Raw genomic sequence first — 20,807 nt, forward strand, 5'->3', positions numbered from 1 at the left:
CCATGCTCGGAGATCCCAGGCCCCGACTCTTTCCATGATGAAAACGATTTCCCCCGGTCCGGCTTCCGGGGTGGGAAGCCCTTCCAGCACCTCCAGCTCCCCTAAGGTCCTTCAACACGATGGCTTTCATGGTCACTCTCCTGTTTCCATATGTTCTGTCATTGCAGTCCCGACAGAGTATGCTGTCAACCGCGGTTTGATGCTTTCGGGAAGAAGGTGTATACTTGATGAGAACCCTTTGAAACCAACAGGGAGGAGGGGCATGGGAGCATTGCTTCTGGTGGTGGGTGTGGTTTTTGTGGTGGGGCTTCTTGTGGTGTTCTGGGCCATCGGGACCTACAACCGGCTGGTGGCCCTCCGCAATCAAGTGGATCAGGCCTGGGCCAACATTGATGTCCTGCTCAAACGCCGGTTTGACCTCATTCCTAACCTTGTGGAAACGGTCAAGGGGTACATGAAACACGAACGGGAGACCCTGGAAGCCGTGACCCGGGCACGGGCCCGTCTGGGCCAGGCCCGGACCCCGGAAGAACGCATGCAGGCGGAGGGCCAGCTCTCCCAGGCGCTGGTCAACCTTTTCGCGGTGGCCGAGCAATATCCCGACCTCAAAGCCAACCAGAACTTCCTCCAGCTTCAGCAGGAGCTCACCCAGACGGAAAACATGATCGCGTCCCAGCGTTCCACCTATAACAACGTGGTCCGAACCTACAACACGGCCATCCAGGTCTTCCCGGCCAGCATCCTGGCCGGAATGTTCGGTTTCCGGGAACGGCCCTATTTTGAAATCGCCGAACCCGGAGAGCGGGAGGCTCCCCGCGTCCAGTTCTGAATCGAAAAGGAGGTCAGCGGTGATGCGCAAACTTCTTGGCATTCTCGCGATTCTCGTGCTTGCAGCCTTTGCTCTCTCCATCCGGATGGACTGGTTCAGCCCGATCTTTGCCGATTCGGAACTTGTCTTCGCGCCCGCTTCATCGGACACGGTGTCTCTCCACTCCCCTTTCACGCGGGTGGCGGAGCGGGCCATGCCTGGCGTGGTGAACATCGCGGCGGAACAGGTGGTGGGCACCACGCCCTTTGAGGAGTTCTTCCGGTTCTTCCAGTTTGAACACCCCCAGATACCCCAGCAGGAGCAGACCATCACGTCCCTGGGTTCCGGGTTCATTTTTGCCCACAAGAAAGACCGGTATTACATCCTCACCAACAACCACGTGATCCGGAACGCCAAACGGATCGTGGTCCGGCTCGTGGATGGAAAAGAGTTCCGGGGCGAGGATGTGGAGATCGTCGGGGCCGATTCCCTTTCGGATGTGGCGGTCCTCTCGGTCAAAACCAAAGAAAAACTCACGGTCCTTCCCCTGGGGGATTCGGACAGCCTGAAGCCCGGCGACTGGGTGGTGGCCATCGGCAATCCCTTTGGCTTCAACAATACGGTTACGGTGGGCGTGGTGAGCGCGGTGGGCCGATCGGGCCTCCGGATTCCCGAAGGGCCGGAATTCCAGGACTTCATTCAGACGGACGCGGCCATCAATCCCGGCAACTCCGGTGGTCCCCTCCTGAACATCCGGGGTGAAGTCGTGGGGATGAATTCGGCCATCACCTCTCCCAATCCCATGAGTCCTGGAAACATCGGCATCGGTTTTGCCATTCCCATCAACTATGTGAAGACCATCGCCCTCCAGCTCGTGGAGAAGGGCGTGGTTCGGCGTGGATTCCTGGGTGTGATCATCCAGGAGGTCTCCTCGGATCTCGCTGAGGCCTATGGGCTGGATCATCCCTACGGTGCGCTGATCACCGAAGTGCAAAAAGACTCTCCTGCGGACAAAGCCGGGCTGAAGGACGGGGATCTCATCATCGAGGTGGACGGGAAACCCGTTCACTCTGTGCAGCATCTCCGGATCCTGATTTCCAGTCATGAGCCGGGAAGCAAAGTCAACCTTACCGTGGTGAGTCCGGACCGGAAGCGACGGACCGTCACCGTCACCCTGGGAGAATATCCCGGAACGCCGGTGGCCGCGACACCCGGGAATGAGGAGGAAGAAGAGGCTCCCTCCCGGGAGGTCACATGGCGGGGGGCGGTGGTGGTGGACGGCCACAGTTTCACGGCCCGACAGATCCTGGGTGAAGAGGTGGACGGAGTGGTTGTGGTGAAGGTGAAAGAAGGAAGCCCGGCCGCCGAGGCGGAACTCCAGCGTGGTGACGTGATCGAAAAGATTCAGGATCAGCCCGTGAAGTCCCTGAAGGACTTCCAGAAGGTGATTCGGCGCTACGCCTCCCAGACGGTGGCGGTGAAGGTGCGCCGGGGGGCCCGCGCCGTGTTTGTGCCCATCCGACCGGAGTGAAGCCATGATGCTCCTCCTGCTCGCCCTGCCCATCCAGGTCGGGAAAGTCCCGCTCTATTCGCAACCTTCTTTTCTGGCTCCGGTGGACACCGTCCTGGTCCGGGGGATGGAGGTCAAGGTCCTCACCGAGCAACCGGGATGGAAGCGGGTGGCGGTCCCGGCCCTTCAGAAAACCGGCTGGATTCCAGCCACGGCCCTGGAACGCCCGAAGCTCCTCCTCCCCGGAAAAGCCGGGAGGAAAGGGGACGACAAGGCTGTGGCTCTGGCAAGCAAGGGTCTGGCCTCCATGCTCCAGAAACAGGAAAAAACCCATGCCGGCGCCCGGGAGGCGCTGGAACACCTGGATGAGCTTGCCGAGCTCGCCCTTCGCCATCTGGCTGACTTTGCTGCGGAAGGAGGGCTCCGATGAAGCGGATGCTGCTGCTTTTCCCTGTCTTCCTCGTCTTCTCGAACTGTGCCACGGCGCCATCCGTGGCCTTCACAGGGAACTCCGATCTTTCCAGAGCCCTCCGGGTCGCCCGGGTGGCAGGGGAGGGATTCCGGCCCTTCACCCCTGAAGAAGAAGACGCCATCGGTCGCTCCGTGTTCCTGGAGATCCTTTCCCGGTATCCCCCCGTTCCCGACGACAGCCTGCAGATGTATGTGAACAGTGTGCTTCTTGTCCTGGTTGCCCACAGCGATCGCCCGGTGACGTTCAGGGGATGGCGTGCTGCAGTGGTCCAGGCCGACATGCCCAACGCTTTCTCCACTCCGGGAGGGTATGTGGCCATGACCCTTCCCCTGCTCAAGCTCGCCGAAAGTGAGGACGAACTCGCGGCAGTCCTGGCCCACGAAGTGGCCCACGTCACCCTCCAGCACGGCCTCAACAGTGTTCGCCGGGCCCGCCGGGCTTCCATCGTCAAGGTTCTGGGAACAGAAGTGCTGGACCTCTCCGACTATCCGAAGCTCCTCCTGGATGTGGCCACCGATCTCACCCATCTTCTCCTGGAACGGGGGTTTTCCCGGGGAGAGGAGATGCAGGCGGATTCGGTGGCGTTTGTCCTCCTGGTCCGTTCGGGCTATGACCCCACCGCCCTGATCCGGGTGCTCACGAAAATCGCAGCCCTGGAGTCCTCTTCCGGCCCGGGGATCCTCCGGACTCATCCGCCGGCCCCCGAACGGATCACCCGGGTGCGGAATTTCCAAGTCCCGACAGAGGTGGCGATTCCTCCCGCGCGGGCAGCACGATTCGCCCGCTACACGGAACCTTACCGGTGAGCCATCGGAGGCTCTCTTTCCTTGTTCTTTCCGGGGGGATGCTCCTGGTGGGGCTCGGGGTGGCCTTTCTTCCCTCCACCACAGTGGAACTCCGTTTCCGGGACCTCGCCTTTCGCGTGCTGGATCGCTTCCAGTCCCCTCCCCCCAATCCCCGGATCGTCCTGATCGCGGTGGATCAGCAGAGTCTCCGGGATTTCGCCCAGGTGGGGGTGGTCTGGCCCTTCCCCCGGGCGTATTACGGTCTGGTGGCTTCCTTTCTCGCCCGATCCGGGGCAGAAGCCCTGGGGGTGGATCTTCTGTTCACCGAACCGTCCGTCCATGCAGGGGACGATGAGGCCCTGCGAGACACCCTCCTCGCCCTTTCCATGCCCGTGGTTCTGGCGGCCTTCGTCGGCCAGGAGGGTCCCCAGGTGGAACCGCTGTTCCTGTGCCCTTCGCCCGCCACCCCTCCGCCCGAAAACCTCACCATGGGACCTGTGCCTATCCTTCAGGAAGGGGCGGCGGCGGTGGGCAATGTGGCCGAACATCCAGATCCGGACGGCGTGTTCCGGAGAATCCATCTCCTCACGGAAAACCACCTGGGTCTCATCCCATCTTTTTCCGCCGCACTGTGGAGTGTGATCACCCGGGCCTCGCCGTGCGATCTCCCCGGGACCCTCCTTCTCCCACCCATCGGAAATCCCGAGCGCCGGTATCCGGTGGTTTCCTTTTCCGAGGTGGTTCGCTGGGCATTTGAGGGCAAACCCATGCCCCTGTTCAAGGATCGCATTGTCATCCTGGGCACAACGGCGCCGGGGCTCAAGGACGTGCGCCCCACCCCCTATGCATCCACCACCGCCGGGATGGCCATCCATGCGTGGGCTCTGGAAAGCCTTCTGAGATCCGTTCATCTCACCCCCCTCGGGGGATGGCCGGCCCGGGTGCTGTGGATATCACTCCCCTTTCTCCTCCTGCTCCTCCGGTTCCCTCTTCGCAAAACCCTGACCGGAACGCTGCTTCTTGAGGGGGGACTGCTCTTCGGGATGGTGGGGGTGGATCTCCTGCTTCTGGGCGCAGGGTATCTGGATGTGTCTCTGTTTCGCCTCTTGCTCGCCTGGGCTGCAAGCCTTCTGGTGTTTCAGACCTGGCTCTACCGCGAGGAAGGGCGCCAGCGTGCCTTCATCCGGAAGGTCCTCTCTCTGTATCTCGCCCCCGAAGTGACCCGGGTGCTCCTGGACGATCCGTCCCGCCTGCGTCTGGGGGGTGAGCGCCGGGAAATCACCGTCTTCTTCTCGGATGTCCGGGGGTTCACCACCCTTTCGGAAAACCTCCCGCCCGATGTGCTGGTGGAGGTGATGAACGCCTATCTGGACCGTGTGACCGAGGTTCTGTTTCAGCACGGAGCCACCCTGGACAAATATCTCGGCGACGGGGTCATGGCCTTCTGGGGTGCCCCTTTGTCCCAGCCCGATCACGCCCGGAGAGCCTGCATGGCGGCCCTGGACGTCCAGGAGGTGGTGGAGGATTTTTCCCGCTCCCTGCGGAGAAAAGGACTGCCCGCCCTCCGGATCGGCGTGGGCCTGACCACGGGTCCCGCTGTGGTGGGGAACTTCGGCTCTGCCCGGCATTTTGACTATACGGCGGTGGGCGACACGGTGAACACCGCCTCCCGGCTGGAAGGGCTCACCCGGATGTTCGGTGTGGATATCCTGATCCATGACGAAACCCGCCGGGCGGCAGGGGAGGGTTTCCACGTCAGGAAAATGGGCCGGGTGCGGGTCAAGGGGAAACAACAGGCCATCGAAATCTGGGAACTCCGGAGAGAACCCTATCCCGACCTCCCTCTCTGGAACCATGCCCTCCAGGCCCTGGAGCAGGGCCGGCTGAAAGAAGCCCTGCGGATCTTTCAGCGCCTTTCGGAACTGGATCCCGCAGCCGCCTTTTACGCCTCCTGGCTCACCGAAAAACCGGACGAGGTCCTCGCCCATCAGGGAGTGCTGGTGTTTGCCACGAAATAAGGTGGACCCCTCCCCTCTTTCCGTGATCCTTCCCCATCCCCCCTGGGGACCGCTTTCCTATCTGGGAGAAGCCCCGCGGGGTGCCGTGGTGTATGTGCCCCTCCAGGCACGGCTCACGGTGGGCGTGGTGTGGGGGGAAGGCGAAAGGCGGGATGGACTCAAACCCATCCTTGCCTCAACGGGGGCCATTCTTCCTGGCTGGGTGATGGCCTCCATGGAACGCCTGGCGCATACCACGGAGCATCCTCCGGGGTATTTTCTCCGGTTTGCCCTCCCTCCGGGCGTGGAAGATTTGCCCCGCCTGCAGATCCGTCCCCGCGTGCTTCCCGTTCATGTGCCAGGGGTGCGGTCTCGCCTTTTGAACGCCCTGACCGACCGGAGATGGCGTTCCTGGAAGCGCCTGAAGAAGATGACCGGGGCCACCTCCCGGGACCTGTTTCGTCTTCTTGATGCGGGAGCCGTGGAGGTCCGGGAGATTTTCCCCAAACTTGCCGAGAGAGTGCGGACCACCCTCCCCGGCGGGGAAGATTTTCCCCGGGGCGTGATGTTCGGACTCACAGCACAGCAGAAACGCCAGTTTCTCCTCTCCCGATCCCAAAAACGCTCTGTTCTTCTCTGGTGCGCCGACTCTGCCCTTGCCGAACGCTGGGGGCATGAGCTTGGGTGGCCCGTGTATACCTCCACCACCCGGCTGGCTCTCCGTCGCCGCATATGGCGGGAAGCGCTGGAAGGTCGCCTGAGGGGTGTGGTGGTCACCCATGCGGGGTTTCTTTTCCCCCTCCCGGAACCCGACGTGATCGTGGACGAACCCTGGATGGAAGGTTTTTTCTTCCGGGAGAGTCTCACCCTGTCCGACGTGATTCCAGCGCTTGCCACGCGGGTGGTGGTCCTCCGGTCGGCCCCTGAACCGGAAGAAGGACGTCGCCCCGACTTCACCATCCTCCGCCGCCTTCCGGAGCGGAGTCCGGTGTGGGACGTGTTCCGGAGCCCCCGCCCTCTCTGGGCCCGGATGGGACGGGCGCTGGAACGGGGGCACAATGTGGCCATCTGGGTGGAACGGAAGGGCTATGGACTTTTGCTGTGTGACGCATGCGGATGGCGGGCCCGCTGTCCCCGGGATCACGTTCCGCTGGTCCTGCACCGAAAACCCGAACCCCACCTGGTCTGCCCACGATGTGGTTTCACCCAGCCCCCTCCCCATCACTGTCCGGTATGCGGCGGGGAAACCCTGCGAACCCGCGGGCGGGGGATGGAATTCGTGGCCGAAGAGGTGAAGGCGCAGTTCCCCCACGCCCGGGTGCTCACCCTCGCCGGAACACCGGGATCTTCCTCCTCCCCCCACCGCCTGCTTCACCTGTGGGAGAAGGGGGGAGCGGACGTGCTGGTGGGGACCTGGGCGGCCCGCGCGGGGTTCGTCCACCCCGCCGTCCGGATGCTTCTGGTGTGGTATCCGGAAACCTTTCTACACACCCAGGCAGAGGAACAACGCCTGGCGCTGCGCCTTTCCTGGCTCACCTGGATGGGGGAGGGTGAGAACGTCCTTCTCACCTTTCGGGAGGATCTTCCCCTCTTCCGTGCGCTGAAAGAAGGAACCCTTCGCTCCTATTTTCGAAGAACCTTCCGAAACGCTCAGGAGTCCCCCTGAAGAAGGGGAGACACGATCACGCCGGTGCCTGTGGCCTTGGCTTTGTACAGATATTCATCCACCACACGGAGGGCATCCTCCGCATTCCGGGGAAGATGGGTACTGTCCACCACCCCCATGCAGAACTGGACGTTCAGTTCCCCGGGCAGCGCAACTTCTTTCCACCGCTTTTTGATCTGAGAAGCCACATACAGTCCCTCCTGCAGGGAGGTGCCGGCCAGGACCAGCACAAACTCATCCCCGCCATACCGCACAACCACGTCCGATTTCCGGAGATTCGTGCGGAGGAAGGAGGCCAGCGCCTTCAGCACCTGATCACCGGTTTCATGACCATAAGTATCGTTGAGGGCTTTGAATCCGTCCAGATCCAGCATGATGAGGGAGAAGGGCGTCCCCTCCGTATCACTCCGCTTGAACAGCTCATCCAGGAGAGGGTATAGCACCCTGCGGTTGAACACCCCGGTGAGGGGATCCAGGGACGCGAGTTTCTCATACTGCACCGCCTTGAGGTTCACCTCCCGGAAACTCTGGACAAAGGCGTCCACCGGATGGAGCAGATACACATACCCGTGACGGACGGGGACCTTCCACACCAGATATGCCCGGTTGTTGGGTGTGAGCACATAGGAGGTTTCCCGGGAATCGAGCGGAATGGCCCCAAAAAGGTCCTCCAGGGTTTTCCCCCGGATCTTTCGGGGAGCCAGGAGATTCCGGGCGGTTTCGTTCTCCCACACCACCCGGTGCCGAAAGTCCGTGAGGAGCAATCCCACCGGGAAACCGGTCATGAGCTCCCGGGATAGGGAGGGAATGAAGGCCACTTCAGGCTCAAACAGACCATCCCGATAGCCCAGGTGAACAAACAGGGCCACAGCTCCCAGGAGAAACAGGGCATGCCCTTCCAGCACAAAAAGTGCAAGGAAAAGCCCGAGCAAAGCCATCCCCCACAGGAGATTCCGGTGAAAGGCGTGCTCCTGGAGGCGAAGCACCCAGAGCGCATAGCCAGCGCCCAGGACATACGTGGCTGCCGTCATCTCGGGACGGGATACGATTCCCGTTACCAGGGCAAGAAGCGCGCCACCTGCAACCGTCAACCGCACAAGCCAGGACCGGGGCGAGGGGAAGAGAAGCGTCAGCGCCAACAGGAACAACACGGACGCAAGGAAGGAAATCGCCGGAATGGGGGGAAAAACAAAGCCCACCCACATAAGGGACAAGAAAAGTCGGGGGACCAGTTTCCGCTCTCCGGGAAACACCCAGGTGAGAACGGCTGGAACAAGAGCCACACCGGACATATGAAGGATCACCCACCCCCTACGCGCGTTCGCCCGCTTCCGTCAGGAGCGAGCGGGAGAGGAGAGTCCGGAGGGCGAACACGAGAAGGAGAAGATTGAGAAAGAGCTCCACGGCTACGATGGCGTACAGGAGGGCCCCCTGACCGGGGGAAGACCTCATCACCCCGGGAAGGACCGCGCCCGCGTACCACAGAAGGGCCAGGCTCACAGTGATCCAGAGGAATCCTGCAGGGGCCAGGACCGCCAGGCGATACAGTGCGGAAGGCACGTATGCCCGGATCACCCAGATGGCCACCGTCACCAGGGCGATGGAGGCAAGCATCTGATTGGCCCCTCCGAAAGCGGGCCAGATGAGGCGCCATCCCCCGCCCCAGGCCATCCAGGTCCCCAGGGCCACCACCAGGACCGCCCCCGTGAGAGCGTTTTCAAAAAGCCGGAACGGAAGCAGCTCCCGCACCACCATCCGGCCGATCCGGGCGGTGGTGTCCAGGGTGGTGAGGGCAAAAGCCGAAACCCAGAGGGAGGCCAGGACGGACACGGTGGCCCCAGGCAGACCCAGGGTTCGCTCCACCGCCAGACCGTAGGCGCGGGAAAACACCCCCACGGGTCCGCCCACCTCCCGGATCCATCCCACATACCCTGCGGCGATGGCTCCGGACAGCAGGGGCTTTCCTGCAAGGACCTCCGCACCCAGGGCGGCCAGGGACAGCACCACCACCGTGGACAGGAATCCCTCCGTCAGCATCCCCCCGAACCCCACAAACAGGGCATCGCTTTCTTTTGCAAGCTGCTTGGACGTGGTACCACTTGCCACCAGAGCATGAAAACCTGAAAGCGCGCCGCAGGCAATGATCAGGGGAACCACCGGCCAGAAGGGCGATGGGTGTCCCGCCACCACATGGGCCGACCAGGTGGTGAAGGCGGGCCAGGTCAGATGTCCTCGCAGGAGAAGCAGCGCCAGCGCACCCAGGAGCAGGCCACCCCAGAGGAGGAAGGCGTTGAGATAATCCCGGGGCTGGAGGAGCACCCAGACGGGGAGGGAGGAGGCCACCACCGCATACACCCCCAGGATGACCAGCCAGGTTTGCGAGGAAAGGTGGAGGGGGAAAAAGAATCCGCCCGCCACGGCCAGGCCCGTGAGCACAAGGCCCACCAGGGTTCCGGGGATGAGACCCAGGGAAGACCGGTACAGGATCCATCCGGTGAGGAGCGCGGCCAGAATAAACAGCAGGGATGCGGTGGCCACCTCCCCATGGGCGGCAAACAGGGAGGCGATGATGGAGGCAAAGGCGGCCACGATCAGGATAACGGTGAACAGGATGAAAAGCTGGAACAGGACACCGGCTCGGGAGGACATCAATCGTCCCGCAAGCCACTGCACCGAACGGCCGTCGTTGCGGACGGAGGCCATGAGAGACAGATAGTCGTGGACGGCCCCGAGGAACACGTTGCCCATCCAGATCCAGAGCAGACCCGGCAGCCACCCCCAGGCCATGGCAATGGCCGGTCCCACGATGGGCGATGCCCCGGCAATGGAGGCAAAATGATGACCAAACAGAACTTCCCTGCGTGTGGGGACAAAATCCATCCCGTCATAAAACCGGTGGGCCGGCGTGGGCCGGGCATCGTCCACACGGAGAAGACGCCGTTCCAGGCGCTTTCCATACAAGACATACAGGGCGAGATACAGTCCCGCCGCGAGAAGAATCCCCAGGGTGGCCATGGTTCACCCTCCCCCAAAGCGGGACTGGGCCTGCCGTTTCAGCGCATACAGATGGGCCATGCCCACCTTCTCCAGATAGGCCCAGTGATCTTCCACACCGTAGATCCATTCCTCCAGGTAAGTCCGGGTTCCTTCCGGGGTTCGGGCCGCCTCCAGAAACATCCGGAGATGTTCCTCATCCCGTTCATAGAGGTAGGCCATCTCCCCCGGATGGGACCCAAAGGGGGCATGCACCACGGCATCCACCAGGAAATAGGGGATCACCGTACGATCGGGATAGGCACGGATCTCCTCCGGAGAGACGATCTCCTCTGCGCTGATGATCAGGCGCTTGCACGCCCGGGCCAGCTCCGGAGCAAATCCCACGATGCCGTCAATCTGGGCGTTCCCATAAACGTCCGCCCGGTGGACGTGGATGATGCCCACATCCGGAAACAGGGCGGGAAGAAGGGCGACAGGTTTTCCGGTCCAGGGATCCCGAATCACTCGAGCCGCGCTTTTCCGGAGGGTGTCACTGCCCAGCATGCTCCGGACCGGAATGAAGGGCACCCCCATGGCCGCGGCTTTGAAGCGCCAGGACAGGGCACCGTTGGACCATTCCGTCACCCGGACCCGACCGCTCTCCACCGCCCGGCGAAGAATGCTGGAAAGGCCCAGCACCTCATAGCCCACATAGGTGAGATCCACGGCGTCCACCAGATCCGCCGCAAGGAGAAAGTCCACTTCCAGCAAACCCTGTCCCGCAACCTTCAGGTTTTTCTTCCCCTGGCGGACGATTTCCCGCACCACGGACAGGGGGGCCCGAACCGTTCCATACAGCTCCACTGCAATGTAATCCCCGTCGTGGACCAGGCGTTCCACCGCCTCCTTTTCGGTCATCAACTTGGGAACAAGGGCACGGGGTTTTTGAGCCGCCACCTGACGAAAGGCCTCCACATCAGGGGGGGAGAACAGCTCTCCCTTCCCGATCTCGAGGATCTCCAGGGTGTCCCGGGCGCTCACCGCTTACGCTCCCGCTTGGGCGATCCCGAAGCTGCCGCAACAGGCTCAAGCTGGAGCAGCTCTTCCAGGGTCATCACCCGCGCTCCGCCCTCCGGATCCATGAGCTCCACCTTCTCCTGCAGATGCATCACCTTCACCACCTTGAGTTCCACCCCCTCCGGATCCCGATAGACCGCACCGATTTTCGGCAGACGTTTGTGGAGCTCTTCATAGACCGGAAGTTCATACCGCAAGCAGCACATCAGCCGCCCACACACCCCGGTGAGGCGATCGGGCGCCACAAAAAGGAACTGTTTCCGGGCCATGTCCAGGGATACGCTTGGGATATCCTTCATGAACAGGGTGCAGCACAGTTCCCGGCCACACACGTCAATGCCCCCAAGCCACCGGGCGTGGTCCCGCGCCCCCATCTGCTCAAACGTCACCCGAAGGTGCAGTTTTTTGGAGAGGGTCCGCACCAGGTGATCCAGCTGGAGCCGGTCATCCGCGATATACACAAAATGGACATGTCCCACCTGTTCGTTGAGATCCGTGCGCACGATACGGAGGTTTTTGTAGCCCTGATCCCAGAGGAAAGCCCGCGTCATGTTCTTGAGGAGCCGGAGTTTGGTCTCCCGGGGCATGGGCTCCAGACGCAGGATCTGACCCTCCGGAGGCTTGGAGGAGACCCCGCGAATCTTCACGGGAAGGGGATGTTCCTCTCCTTCCACATAGGCCCAGGCGATCACACCCCGGGGCACGCTGGGGCCACGATAGGCCCACCGTCCGAAACCACCACCAATCACCGAACCTTCAAGCGTTGTTCCGTGTCCCATGGCCGATTGGGGTTTTGACCGTCAGGTCTTTCAGGGTAATCCGGGAAGCATGTTGAAGCATCAGACGATAGATTTCATCCCACACCGTGTGGGCACCACACGTTTCATACACCGGGCACTCGTCCACCCCCACCAGACAGATACCCCCGGTGAGGTCCATCTCTCCCAGGAGACGCACGATGTCCAGAAGGGTGATCCGCTCGGGGTCCACGTTCAGACTCACTCCCCCTTCTTTTCCCCGGTGGGTGCGGACAAGCCCCACCCCCGCCATCTGATTGACGATCTTCTGAAGATAGGGAAAGGGAATATGCTGATTCTCCGAAATCTGGCGGGAGGGCACCACCTCGCCCTCGTGAAGGGTGAGTTCGGTGAGGATCCGCACCGCATAATCCAGCCTTCTCGAAATGTTGAGTTTCATGCTCTAATCATAAAGGCATGCTTCCTGACTGTCAAACGTCCGAATAGATTTTCTCGTGAGGCAATACGACGTCGAGGACTTGCCTTGAGGTATCTTCTCCCCTCCCCCGATGGAAGGGGCTGGGGGAGATGTCCGAACTTTAGGGCACAGGTCGTCTGAAAAGACTACGGAAAGATGACTGTTTCCCCTCACCTCCGGGGCGGTCCCTCCGGGAAGGGAATGCGGTTCAGGATATACCGGGCGCGGTAATACAAAACGTAAAATGCCTCGTCCTGAATGTGCCCCTGGTTGTGAAGACGCTCCAGGGTGTTGAGAAACCGTTCCAGCGTGGCGCGATAGCGATCCAACCGTTCTTCCCGTGCCCACCGAAGGGCCTGCTGAAGAAGCCGGGCAAGACGATCATGCGCCCGTTCACTCATCCACCCGATGGCGAAAGCCGTGTCGTTCCGGATCTGGAGGTGAATCACCATGGAGTCCAGGGACTGCGGTGGCAACGGTCCCGGACCCACCGTCCGCCCGTATTTGCCAGGTCCAAAGGGAGTTTTGCCCCAGAAAATCTTTTCCAGCGTGTCCTCGGCTTCTTCTGTAATGATGGGAACGGTAAGGGTCGAATCATAACCCTCTGCGTACCACCAGCTGATATCCGGAAGCTCACGGCTTATGAACACGAGCCCGCTCAGGGTGTCACCAGGGCGAAGGTGATCGGATAATCCAAGCCACAGGGGATAGGGAAAGGTATCCGCTTCGGGTGGTACGCCAGGCGAGATTTTCTTGCCAGGTTGATGATCATGGACCCAAACTTTCCCTTCCCATGTTTTCCATTCAGGAGATACAAAGCCTGGAAGACCAAATCGTTTGATGGGTTGGCCACTCTCAGGGTGATTCCAGACCGTATAGTTGTAGACGTAGAGTGTCTCGTCGGCTGCGGAAACACTCTCCTGTACGGTGACCCAGACATCAGCAACAAAGTTATCCAGGACCGGAACCATAAAGAAAGGCGATGGATTCACAATAGGCCCCGTGATCCAAAGCAGCATAAGATTCATGGTCCCCTTCTCCTGTTAACGAGAAACAACTCTGTAATGGTAGTGGTGACGAGGTTGTGTCGAGTCGCCATTGTAATACTCGTAGCCGCCCCGTACGTCCACCCTTAAGGTTCGTTCAAGTTCAGGAATCAACGTGTCAATGACCCACTGTTCCAGTCGGAAATGTCCCCGTTCCTCGATGGTGATGGTTCGGGTGGAATCCACTCGAATCACGCGTGTGATCGTGGAATCCCCACCCATATCCACACGCGTCCCGTCGTCGTGCGTGTGGTGCGGAGGATTCCAGTTCTGTCTAAAATCATACAGCCCTCCCCACGGCAAAGCCATATCGTTGATCCAGACCTCCTCCCCACCTCTGGACTGATACCGCTCGGCAAACGCCTGGAGAAACGCCACAAGCATCGGAGTCCCCCAGTGACTCTCCGGATGATTGCTCCGATCCGGAATCAGGCGATACCCCCGCCCTGGCTGAAGTTCCACAAGCCCCGGAACCCGAATGATAAGGGTTTCCACCCTGGCTGGCGTTGTATCTCCCGTTGAATCCGGTCCCACATACACCTTGACAAGTTCTTTTCCGCTGATTCTCGATGAACGATAGACCGTGAAGAACGTTCCCGCCGTATCGGTCACCCCCACCGTATCCCGCTTGAATATCCCGATTGGACGGGAATGATTATGATAATGCCATCCGGAAGAATCCACTGGATGGATGCGGACCTTGACCGGAACCTGTGGAATCCCTTTGCCCCTCCGTGGATGGAGAACCTGGACCGTGATGCGGGTGGTGTCGGGCTGGCCCACACTTGAGGGCAAAATGGAATCCGGGAGAAGTGTAACACTGACCCGCGGCATCACCACCACCTCCATGGTGTCCGCAAGATATTTGGAGAAAAGATCATGAGACCACGCCATCACCCGGTATCGCTTCCCGATTTCCATCCCGAAATCCACCGGAATCTGCGCTATGTCGTTCAACCCCGTCCAGGCAAACACACGGAAAACCGTATCCTTGATCACCGGACCCACCGTGTTTCCGAGGGAATCCACACCCACCACACGAATCCCCACATCCGCCCAGGAATTCTCCCGGATCCGGAGATTCACCGTGTCCACCCCAAACACCGTATCCACGTCCGCCCCCGTTCCGGACACCAGTTCCAGTTCCAGAAAGTCATCCTGCAACCACAGATCGTCCACCACCACAGGAGGCTGGGTTTGAAGATCCTCCTTCCCACCCCTCCGCTTTGCCGGAACCACCACAGGAGCATACCAGGCCTCCGCCCGCACCCTTCCCGGATATACCGTGATGCAATCCAGATACCGGTGACCCCCGATCCACACGGAAGAGGCAAATCCCAGGCCCCCGGGTCCCCAGTCGTTCAGATCGCTTATCGTATGCCAGATCGTGTATCGCAAGGTGTCCCAGATCACCCCACCGGTGACACAGGCATCCCCCGCCTCGGGAAGGTTGACCTCCCAGATCCACTTCCACACAGCCGTCAGGGCCGCCGTGTCCACACTGTGCAGAACAAGCGACGAAAAGAAACATTCAAGCAAATCCACCACCGCCCCCGTCGAATCTCTCGCCTCACACACCCACCGGACATGAACCGTATCCCCAATCCGGAAATTCTTCGCCGTCAAAAAGGCATAGGCTGTGAGGGTGTCTGTCACCCGCACTGTATCCAGATGAACCGTATCTTCAATCACGATCCCATCCAGCGTATCCACAGGGACCAGCGTGCCCCACTGAAGATCCTGGAGCTCAAACACTTCCTCACTTTGCGCCCAGAGCGGAAGAGAAAACACCAAACACAGCAACCCGATCTTCTTCATCGCCCTGCTCCTGCGAGGAATCTTCCCTTAAAAGAACCCAGGGGACTCTGGACCCGAAAGAGATAGATCCCGGCAGGCAATCCCTGAAACCGAAGAAGATGCCGCCCTGCAGGAACGTGAATGTCCCGGGAAAGCACCCTTCGTCCGAGAACGTTGAACACCTCAAGATGGACCGATATCGGTTCCGGAAAAGAAAAGCGAAGGGCACCCGGAAGGCCGATCACTTCGGGGTGAACAGGCGGGGCTGAGGAGCCGAAAGAGAAGGGAAGGGCGTCGGCTTCCCAGGTACGGACCCAGAATGTGCGAACGCTCACCTCCCGTGGAACAAGGTGGACCAGTGTCCGAAATCCCTGGCGACTCACCACCGCCTTCATGGGTTTTCCCTTCGGAGCCACTGCAAGGGGAATTTCCCGGGTCTGGACGGGGAGCGAATCGGGGAGAAGGAAAGGGGACACGGGGATCATCGTGACAAAGAACAAGAGAGCATGCGCCATCAAAAACCCTCCTGTTTTGTCCGGCCTTCATGATACCCCCCCTGACGGTTTGTCAAGGGGCACACAGGGTTTGTCAAAAAGGTCCCCGAGTGCTGAACGTTCGTGGGTGAGAAGGTCATTTTCAGGCATGAGCAGGGATAGGTTGATTTGCGAGGTCGAGGCCCGCATTGCGGCGATGTGGATTGCGTAGCAGCCCGGGATGCCGCGAAAGTATCCTCGGAGAATTGATCCGGATGGCGGAGAACAGGACCTACCGGAGTATCGCGCGGGAGGAAGAAGCAAGAAGGTTTCATGAACCGCCCCCCTCCCGATGGAACCATAGGGGATAGCCAACAGGACACCGGACGGGCTAACTCCGCGGGTGAAACTTCCGCACGGCCTCCCGGAGACGGGCCAGATCCAGATGGGTGTAGATCTGGGTGGTGTTCAGGGAGGCATGTCCCAGCAGGGCCTGGAGTGTCCGGAGGTCCATTCCGCCCATCAGGAGATGGGTGGCAAAGGAATGCCGGAGCATGTGGGGATGCACATCTTTCTCAATCCCGGCTTTGCGGGCGTATTTCCGGAGCAGTTTCCACACGGCCACCCGGGTGAGATGCCCCCCCCGGCGGGTGAGAAACACCCGGGACGTGTTCCGGTGGTTCCACGCCGGTCGAACCTTGTCCAGATAGGCTGACACCCATTCCACCGCCGCGTCCGTGAGGGGAACCACCCGATCCTTGGAGCCCTTGCCCCGGACCCGGACCAGCCCGTCCTGGAGATCCAGGTGGGGAAGTTCCAGCCCCACCGTTTCGCTCACCCGGAGACCGCTCCCGTACATCACCTCCAGAAGGGCCCGGTCCCGGATTCCCTGGGGACGCTTCGTGTTGGGCGCGTCAAGGAGACGCTCCACCTCTTCCACCGTGAGGAACTGGGGCAGGGTTCGGGGTTTCCGGGGAGCCACCAGAAGCTCCGCCGGGTTCTTTTCCCGCAGGCCCTGCATCACGAGATAGCGATAGAATCGGCGAAGGGAGCTCACCATTCGGGCCACAGACGATGGAGCAAGTTGCCCATCCAGCGATGCCAGAAAGGCCCGCAAATCCTCTTCCGTGGCGTCCAGAAGTGTCCGGTCCATCAGGGCAAGAAAATCCTGGAGTTTGCGAAGGTCCCGGGCATAGGCATCCAGCGTGCGGGGCGAAAGCCCCCGCACCGTGGCAAGGTACCCGAGAAACCCTCTGAGAATTCCCTGTTCCCGTCTGCGGCTCATCACCGGATCTTCAGGGTTGCCAGGGCCAGCACGGAACACACGACCGACAGAAACCAGAACCGGGCGACAATTTTGGTCTCCGGCCACCCCAGAAGCTGAAAATGGTGGTGCAGAGGGGCCTTGCGGAACACCCTTCGTCCTCCCAGGGCCCGGAAGGTGAAAATCTGAAGGGCCACACTCAGCGTTTCCATCACGAGCATTCCCCCGGCCACTGCGAGCAGAATCTCCTGCTTGGCGATCAGGGCCAGGACCCCCAGAATCCCGCCAAGTGCCTGACTTCCCGTATCCCCCATAAACACTTCGGCCGGGTGCACATTATACCAGAGAAACCCGAGAACCGCACCGGCAAAGGCCGCCCCCACCACCGCCGCCTCCCCCGCATGGGGGATATACAGCACGTTCAGGTAATCGGCAAGGGCCCGGTGTCCGGCGATATAGGTCACCACGCTCATCACCGCCAGGGGAGGGAGCACCACCCCTCCTGCAAGGCCATCCAGACCGTCGGTAAGGTTCACCGCGTTCACGCTCCCCACCAGCACGAAAAAGGCAAACACCGGATACAGCACTCCCAGGGGGATCAGGAGATTTTTGAAAAAGAGCACCTGGGTGACATCGGGGGGAAAACCGGGAATGTGGAGTTCGACAAACCGCCACACGGCCAGGGCCAGTACCCCCTGAAAGAACAGCTTCCACCGTTTGGGAAGGCCCCGTTTGTGATACCGGACCTTGCGGAAATCGTCCCAGAACCCCAGAAGCCCCATATACGCCGGCACAAGCAGGGCAAGCCACGTCCAGGGAACCCCGGGTCGGGCAAGAAGCACACCCACAGCAAGGGCAACGGTCACAAACACCAGCCCCCCCGCCGTGGGCGTCCCAGCCTTATCCCGGTGTTCGGGGAGCTCTTCCGAGATCACCTCCCGAAACCCCAGGCGACGACTCGCCCGGAGATAGAGGGGCATCAGAAGGACCACCAGCAGAAACCCCAGGGAAGCGGCGAGAAAACTCCGGAAGGTGATGTAGCGAAACAGGTTGAAAACGATCCACTCATCCCGCAGAGGAAGAAGAAGCTCGGCGAGCACGGGCAGCCTCCAGGATGCGTTCAAAGTTCATGGCGTTGGACGCCTTGAGAAGGACCAGGGGAGCCGAAAGGAGGTCCTCCAGTGCCTCCCGGATCAGGCTTTCCACATCGGGGAACCACTGGGCGGGCACACCGTGAAGGGCTGCCTCTTCTGCAATCCAGCGGGCACGCTCCCCCACGGCATAGAGGTTCCGGTAACCCAGGCGGGCCACCTCCCGACCCACCCACCGGTGCCAGCGCTCGGATTCGTTTCCGAGTTCCAGCATATCTCCCAGCACCACCGCGGCCACCAGGGACCGGTGTTGAAAGCTCACCAGGAGATCCTGCACCGAGAGGGGATTGGCGTTGTAGGCATCGTGCACCCACCGGCTTCCGCCGAGATCCATCGCCGTCTTGCGTCCCCACACCCCCGGAAACGTCCGGATCCGCTCCCGCACCGCATCGTCCGGCAGCCCCAGCGCCCGGGCCACCGCCCACACCACCCCGGAAAGCAACCGGGCACTCCGGGTGTCCTGCCAGGCTTCCTCCAGGGGCGGGGCTTCATGATCCTCCAGGGTGGGCGGAAAGAGCTCCCGAAAGACCAGGGTTTCATCTCCCGGGAAAGGAGGATGGAACACGCGGCCCCCCTCCGGGAGGAACCGCAGAACGGTGAGTTTTTCTTCGAGGTAATGCCGATAGGACCGGAAAAATTCCAGGTGGGCGGGGCCCAGGGCTGTCAGGACCAGATCCCGGGGATGGGCCAGGTCCGCAAGAAGGGCCATTTCTCCCGGCCGGTTGATCCCCAGTTCATACACCACCCAGCGGCTTTCCGGGGGCGTGTTCAGAATGGAGAGAGGAAGGCCAATCGTGCTGTTGTAGGATGCAGGGCTCGCATACACCGCACCGAACGTACCCAGCACGTGACGAAGGAGTTCTTTTGCGGTGGTTTTGCCGGAGGTGCCCGTCACCCCGATCACATGCCCCTCAAGCCCCCTTCTCCACCAGCGGGCCAGCCTCCAGAGCGCCTCCCGTGTGTCCGGGACCACCAGGGCCGGGAGGATCTCGGTGGGCCGGCTCACCAGGGCCGCGACCGCCCCCCTTGCCCTCGCATCCTCCAGAAATTCGTGACCGTCATGGTGGGAACCGGGGAGGGCCACGAAAAGATCCCCCTCCTGAACAACCCGGCTGTCCACGACGACCCGCTTGATGGGAAGGGAGGCCGGAGCTTCCACCCCCAGCACGCGGGCAAAGGAGGCAAGGTCCCGTTTCATCAGGACCTCTGGGGAGCCCGGAAGGGCCGGCCCATGCCGTAATATTCAAACCCGGCGCCGGTCACCCGGTCCACATCCAGCGCATTCCGCCCGTCCACCACCACCGGGGTGCGTACCCGCTTCCGGAGGGCCTCAAAATCCACCTCCAGAAACTCCGGCCACTCCGTCACCAGAAGGATGGCATCCGCACCTTCGGCGGCCTCTTCTGGAGAGGAGGCATAGACGATGCGGGGCGGATCTTCGGGATACACCTTCTTCATGGCGTTCATGGCATGGGGATCATAGAGACGCAGAAGCGCCCCTTCGTCCAGGAGTCTCCGAATCACCTTCAGGCTCGGTGCCTCACGGAGATCGTCCGTGCCGGGTTTGAAGGACAGCCCCCAGACGGCCAGGGTTTTGTCTCGGAGCACCCACAGGGCGTCGTGAAGGTGTTCCATGAACACGTCCACCCGCCGCTCGTTGATCTCGTGGACCGCTTTGAGCAGGGAGAAGTCCAGCCCGTAATTCTGTCCGATCCAGTAAAAGGCCTTCACATCCTTGGGGAAACAGCTTCCGCCGTATCCCAGACCTGCCCCCAGAAAGGCCCGGCCGATGCGGGGGTCCAGCCCCATCCCTTCGGCCACCTGGGTCACATCCGCCCCCGTGCGCTCACACAGATCCGCCACCATGTTGATGAAGGAGATTTTCATGGCCAGGAAGGCGTTGCTCGCATGTTTGATGATCTCGGCCGTCTCGATGTCCACCACGAGCTTGGGGGCGTCGATCTTTTCATAGAGTTTCAGGAGGATCTCCCGGGCTTTCCCGTTGTCCACACCGATCACAATCCGATCCGGTTTCAGAAAATCCTGAACGGCTGAGCCCTCCCGGAGGAACTCCGGATTGGAGGCCACTTCGATGGTGGCATCCCGGCGGGCATACCGGCGAACGGTTCGCTTGATCCACCGGGCCGTCTCCACCGGGACCGTGGATTTTTCCACGAGAAGCTTGTAGCCCGAGATATACTGGCTGAGCTCCCGGACCACCCCTTCCACCTGGGAGAGATCGGCCGATCCGTCAGGGCGCGAAGGCGTCCCCACGCAGATGAAAATCACGTCGGTCCGTTCGGCCAGTTCCGCCAGGCTGTCCACAACGGAAAGCTGCCCGCTCTTCCCATGCTTTTTGAGAAGGTCGTCCAGCCCGGGCTCAAAGAAGGGGCCTTCCCCCCGGCGGATCTTCGCGAGTTTTTCCTCATCCTTGTCCGTTCCCACCACGGGGAACCCCAGTTCGGCAAATCCCGCTGCGCTCACCAGGCCCACATGGCCCAGCCCCACGATTCCGATTCGCAAGGTCTCCACCGACATCCTCCTTCCTGTCCTCGTGTTCTCGTTTCCCT

The 20,807-nt window shown here is 61.3% G+C and carries 18 protein-coding genes; 6 read left to right on the top strand and 12 right to left on the bottom strand.

Going from position 1 to position 20,807, the window contains the following annotated elements; genetic code table 11:
* The first annotated feature begins 262 nt into the window (after positions 1 to 262).
* Genes AC6HU3_RS02080 through AC6HU3_RS02105 form a run of 6 tightly spaced genes read left to right on the top strand, consistent with a single transcriptional unit; the run spans position 263 to position 7,238 of the window.
* Positions 263 to 829, top strand: coding sequence for a LemA family protein (locus AC6HU3_RS02080; RefSeq protein ID WP_497474236.1), 567 nt, complete (start codon positions 263 to 265; stop codon positions 827 to 829).
* A 22-nt stretch (positions 830 to 851) separates the two neighbouring features.
* The gene (locus AC6HU3_RS02085; protein ID WP_497474238.1) at positions 852 to 2,339 is read left to right on the top strand and encodes a Do family serine endopeptidase; all 1,488 of its coding nucleotides are present in this window, start codon (positions 852 to 854) and stop codon (positions 2,337 to 2,339) included.
* Positions 2,340 to 2,343: 4 nt separating this feature from the next.
* Positions 2,344 to 2,748: an SH3 domain-containing protein gene (locus AC6HU3_RS02090; protein WP_497474240.1), complete on the top strand. Its 405-nt coding sequence runs from the start codon at positions 2,344 to 2,346 to the stop codon at positions 2,746 to 2,748.
* On the top strand, positions 2,745 to 3,596 hold the full coding sequence (locus AC6HU3_RS02095; protein ID WP_497474242.1) for a M48 family metalloprotease: 852 nt from the start codon (positions 2,745 to 2,747) through the stop codon (positions 3,594 to 3,596). Before AC6HU3_RS02090 ends, AC6HU3_RS02095 begins: the two co-directional genes overlap by 4 nt.
* The gene (locus tag AC6HU3_RS02100) at positions 3,593 to 5,593 is read left to right on the top strand and encodes a CHASE2 domain-containing protein (RefSeq protein WP_497474244.1); all 2,001 of its coding nucleotides are present in this window, start codon (positions 3,593 to 3,595) and stop codon (positions 5,591 to 5,593) included. The genes AC6HU3_RS02095 and AC6HU3_RS02100 overlap by 4 nt, the downstream gene beginning before the upstream one ends.
* A complete protein-coding gene (locus tag AC6HU3_RS02105) occupies positions 5,580 to 7,238 on the top strand; it encodes a primosomal protein N' family DNA-binding protein (protein WP_497474246.1) in 1,659 nt (552 codons plus the stop codon). The genes AC6HU3_RS02100 and AC6HU3_RS02105 overlap by 14 nt, the downstream gene beginning before the upstream one ends.
* On the opposite strand, the gene AC6HU3_RS02110 is transcribed toward AC6HU3_RS02105, so the two are convergent.
* The 12 genes from AC6HU3_RS02110 to AC6HU3_RS02165 form a co-directional block, all read right to left on the bottom strand.
* Entirely contained in the window at positions 7,223 to 8,542 is a 1,320-nt protein-coding gene (locus AC6HU3_RS02110) for a GGDEF domain-containing protein (RefSeq protein WP_497474248.1), read from the bottom strand. The two genes, AC6HU3_RS02105 and AC6HU3_RS02110, sit on opposite strands and share 16 nt — an antisense overlap.
* A 7-nt stretch (positions 8,543 to 8,549) precedes the next feature.
* Positions 8,550 to 10,253 carry a carbon starvation CstA family protein gene (locus tag AC6HU3_RS02115; protein WP_497474250.1) on the bottom strand — a complete coding sequence of 568 codons (1,704 nt, stop codon included), beginning with the start codon at positions 10,251 to 10,253 and terminating at the stop codon, positions 8,550 to 8,552.
* A 3-nt stretch (positions 10,254 to 10,256) separates the two neighbouring features.
* Positions 10,257 to 11,255 (bottom strand): CoA transferase subunit A, encoded by a 999-nt coding sequence (locus AC6HU3_RS02120; RefSeq protein ID WP_497474252.1) that lies wholly within the window; start codon positions 11,253 to 11,255, stop codon positions 10,257 to 10,259.
* On the bottom strand, positions 11,252 to 12,070 hold the full coding sequence (gene ricT, locus AC6HU3_RS02125; protein ID WP_497474254.1) for a regulatory iron-sulfur-containing complex subunit RicT: 819 nt from the start codon (positions 12,068 to 12,070) through the stop codon (positions 11,252 to 11,254). The genes AC6HU3_RS02120 and ricT overlap by 4 nt, the downstream gene beginning before the upstream one ends.
* Complete coding sequence (locus AC6HU3_RS02130; RefSeq protein WP_497474256.1) at positions 12,048 to 12,488, bottom strand: RrF2 family transcriptional regulator; 441 nt, start codon at positions 12,486 to 12,488, stop codon at positions 12,048 to 12,050. Before AC6HU3_RS02130 ends, ricT begins: the two co-directional genes overlap by 23 nt.
* Positions 12,489 to 12,676: 188 nt before the next feature.
* The gene (locus AC6HU3_RS02135; protein WP_497474258.1) at positions 12,677 to 13,534 is read right to left on the bottom strand and encodes an FIMAH domain-containing protein; all 858 of its coding nucleotides are present in this window, start codon (positions 13,532 to 13,534) and stop codon (positions 12,677 to 12,679) included.
* Positions 13,535 to 13,549: 15 nt separating this feature from the next.
* Positions 13,550 to 15,370 carry a hypothetical protein gene (locus AC6HU3_RS02140; RefSeq protein WP_497474260.1) on the bottom strand — a complete coding sequence of 607 codons (1,821 nt, stop codon included), beginning with the start codon at positions 15,368 to 15,370 and terminating at the stop codon, positions 13,550 to 13,552.
* Positions 15,367 to 15,864 carry a T9SS type A sorting domain-containing protein gene (locus AC6HU3_RS02145; protein ID WP_497474261.1) on the bottom strand — a complete coding sequence of 166 codons (498 nt, stop codon included), beginning with the start codon at positions 15,862 to 15,864 and terminating at the stop codon, positions 15,367 to 15,369. Before AC6HU3_RS02145 ends, AC6HU3_RS02140 begins: the two co-directional genes overlap by 4 nt.
* Before the next feature lie 349 nt (positions 15,865 to 16,213).
* Positions 16,214 to 17,107, bottom strand: a complete 894-nt coding sequence (gene xerD / locus AC6HU3_RS02150) for a site-specific tyrosine recombinase XerD (RefSeq protein WP_497474263.1) — start codon at positions 17,105 to 17,107, stop codon at positions 16,214 to 16,216.
* On the bottom strand, positions 17,107 to 18,186 hold the full coding sequence (gene mraY, locus AC6HU3_RS02155) for a phospho-N-acetylmuramoyl-pentapeptide-transferase (protein WP_497474265.1): 1,080 nt from the start codon (positions 18,184 to 18,186) through the stop codon (positions 17,107 to 17,109). Before mraY ends, xerD begins: the two co-directional genes overlap by 1 nt.
* Positions 18,152 to 19,435 (bottom strand): UDP-N-acetylmuramoyl-tripeptide--D-alanyl-D-alanine ligase, encoded by a 1,284-nt coding sequence (locus tag AC6HU3_RS02160; RefSeq protein WP_497474267.1) that lies wholly within the window; start codon positions 19,433 to 19,435, stop codon positions 18,152 to 18,154. Before AC6HU3_RS02160 ends, mraY begins: the two co-directional genes overlap by 35 nt.
* A complete protein-coding gene (locus AC6HU3_RS02165) occupies positions 19,435 to 20,769 on the bottom strand; it encodes a UDP-glucose dehydrogenase family protein (protein WP_497474268.1) in 1,335 nt (444 codons plus the stop codon). The genes AC6HU3_RS02160 and AC6HU3_RS02165 overlap by 1 nt, the downstream gene beginning before the upstream one ends.
* Positions 20,770 to 20,807: the final 38 nt, after the last annotated feature.

The sequence above is a fragment of the Caldifarcimen microaerophilum genome, from assembly GCF_055387105.1.

Coding starts and splice junctions, on each gene's coding strand:
- AC6HU3_RS02080 (WP_497474236.1), top strand. CDS start 263: ATGGGAGCATTGCTTCTGGTGGTGGGTGTGGTTTTTGTGGTGGGGCTT.
- AC6HU3_RS02085 (WP_497474238.1), top strand. CDS start 852: ATGCGCAAACTTCTTGGCATTCTCGCGATTCTCGTGCTTGCAGCCTTT.
- AC6HU3_RS02090 (WP_497474240.1), top strand. CDS start 2,344: ATGATGCTCCTCCTGCTCGCCCTGCCCATCCAGGTCGGGAAAGTCCCG.
- AC6HU3_RS02095 (WP_497474242.1), top strand. CDS start 2,745: ATGAAGCGGATGCTGCTGCTTTTCCCTGTCTTCCTCGTCTTCTCGAAC.
- AC6HU3_RS02115 (WP_497474250.1), bottom strand. CDS start 10,253: ATGGCCACCCTGGGGATTCTTCTCGCGGCGGGACTGTATCTCGCCCTG.
- ricT (WP_497474254.1), bottom strand. CDS start 12,070: ATGGGACACGGAACAACGCTTGAAGGTTCGGTGATTGGTGGTGGTTTC.
- AC6HU3_RS02130 (WP_497474256.1), bottom strand. CDS start 12,488: ATGAAACTCAACATTTCGAGAAGGCTGGATTATGCGGTGCGGATCCTC.
- AC6HU3_RS02135 (WP_497474258.1), bottom strand. CDS start 13,534: ATGAATCTTATGCTGCTTTGGATCACGGGGCCTATTGTGAATCCATCG.
- AC6HU3_RS02140 (WP_497474260.1), bottom strand. CDS start 15,370: ATGAAGAAGATCGGGTTGCTGTGTTTGGTGTTTTCTCTTCCGCTCTGG.
- AC6HU3_RS02145 (WP_497474261.1), bottom strand. CDS start 15,864: ATGGCGCATGCTCTCTTGTTCTTTGTCACGATGATCCCCGTGTCCCCT.
- xerD (WP_497474263.1), bottom strand. CDS start 17,107: ATGAGCCGCAGACGGGAACAGGGAATTCTCAGAGGGTTTCTCGGGTAC.
- AC6HU3_RS02160 (WP_497474267.1), bottom strand. CDS start 19,435: ATGAAACGGGACCTTGCCTCCTTTGCCCGCGTGCTGGGGGTGGAAGCT.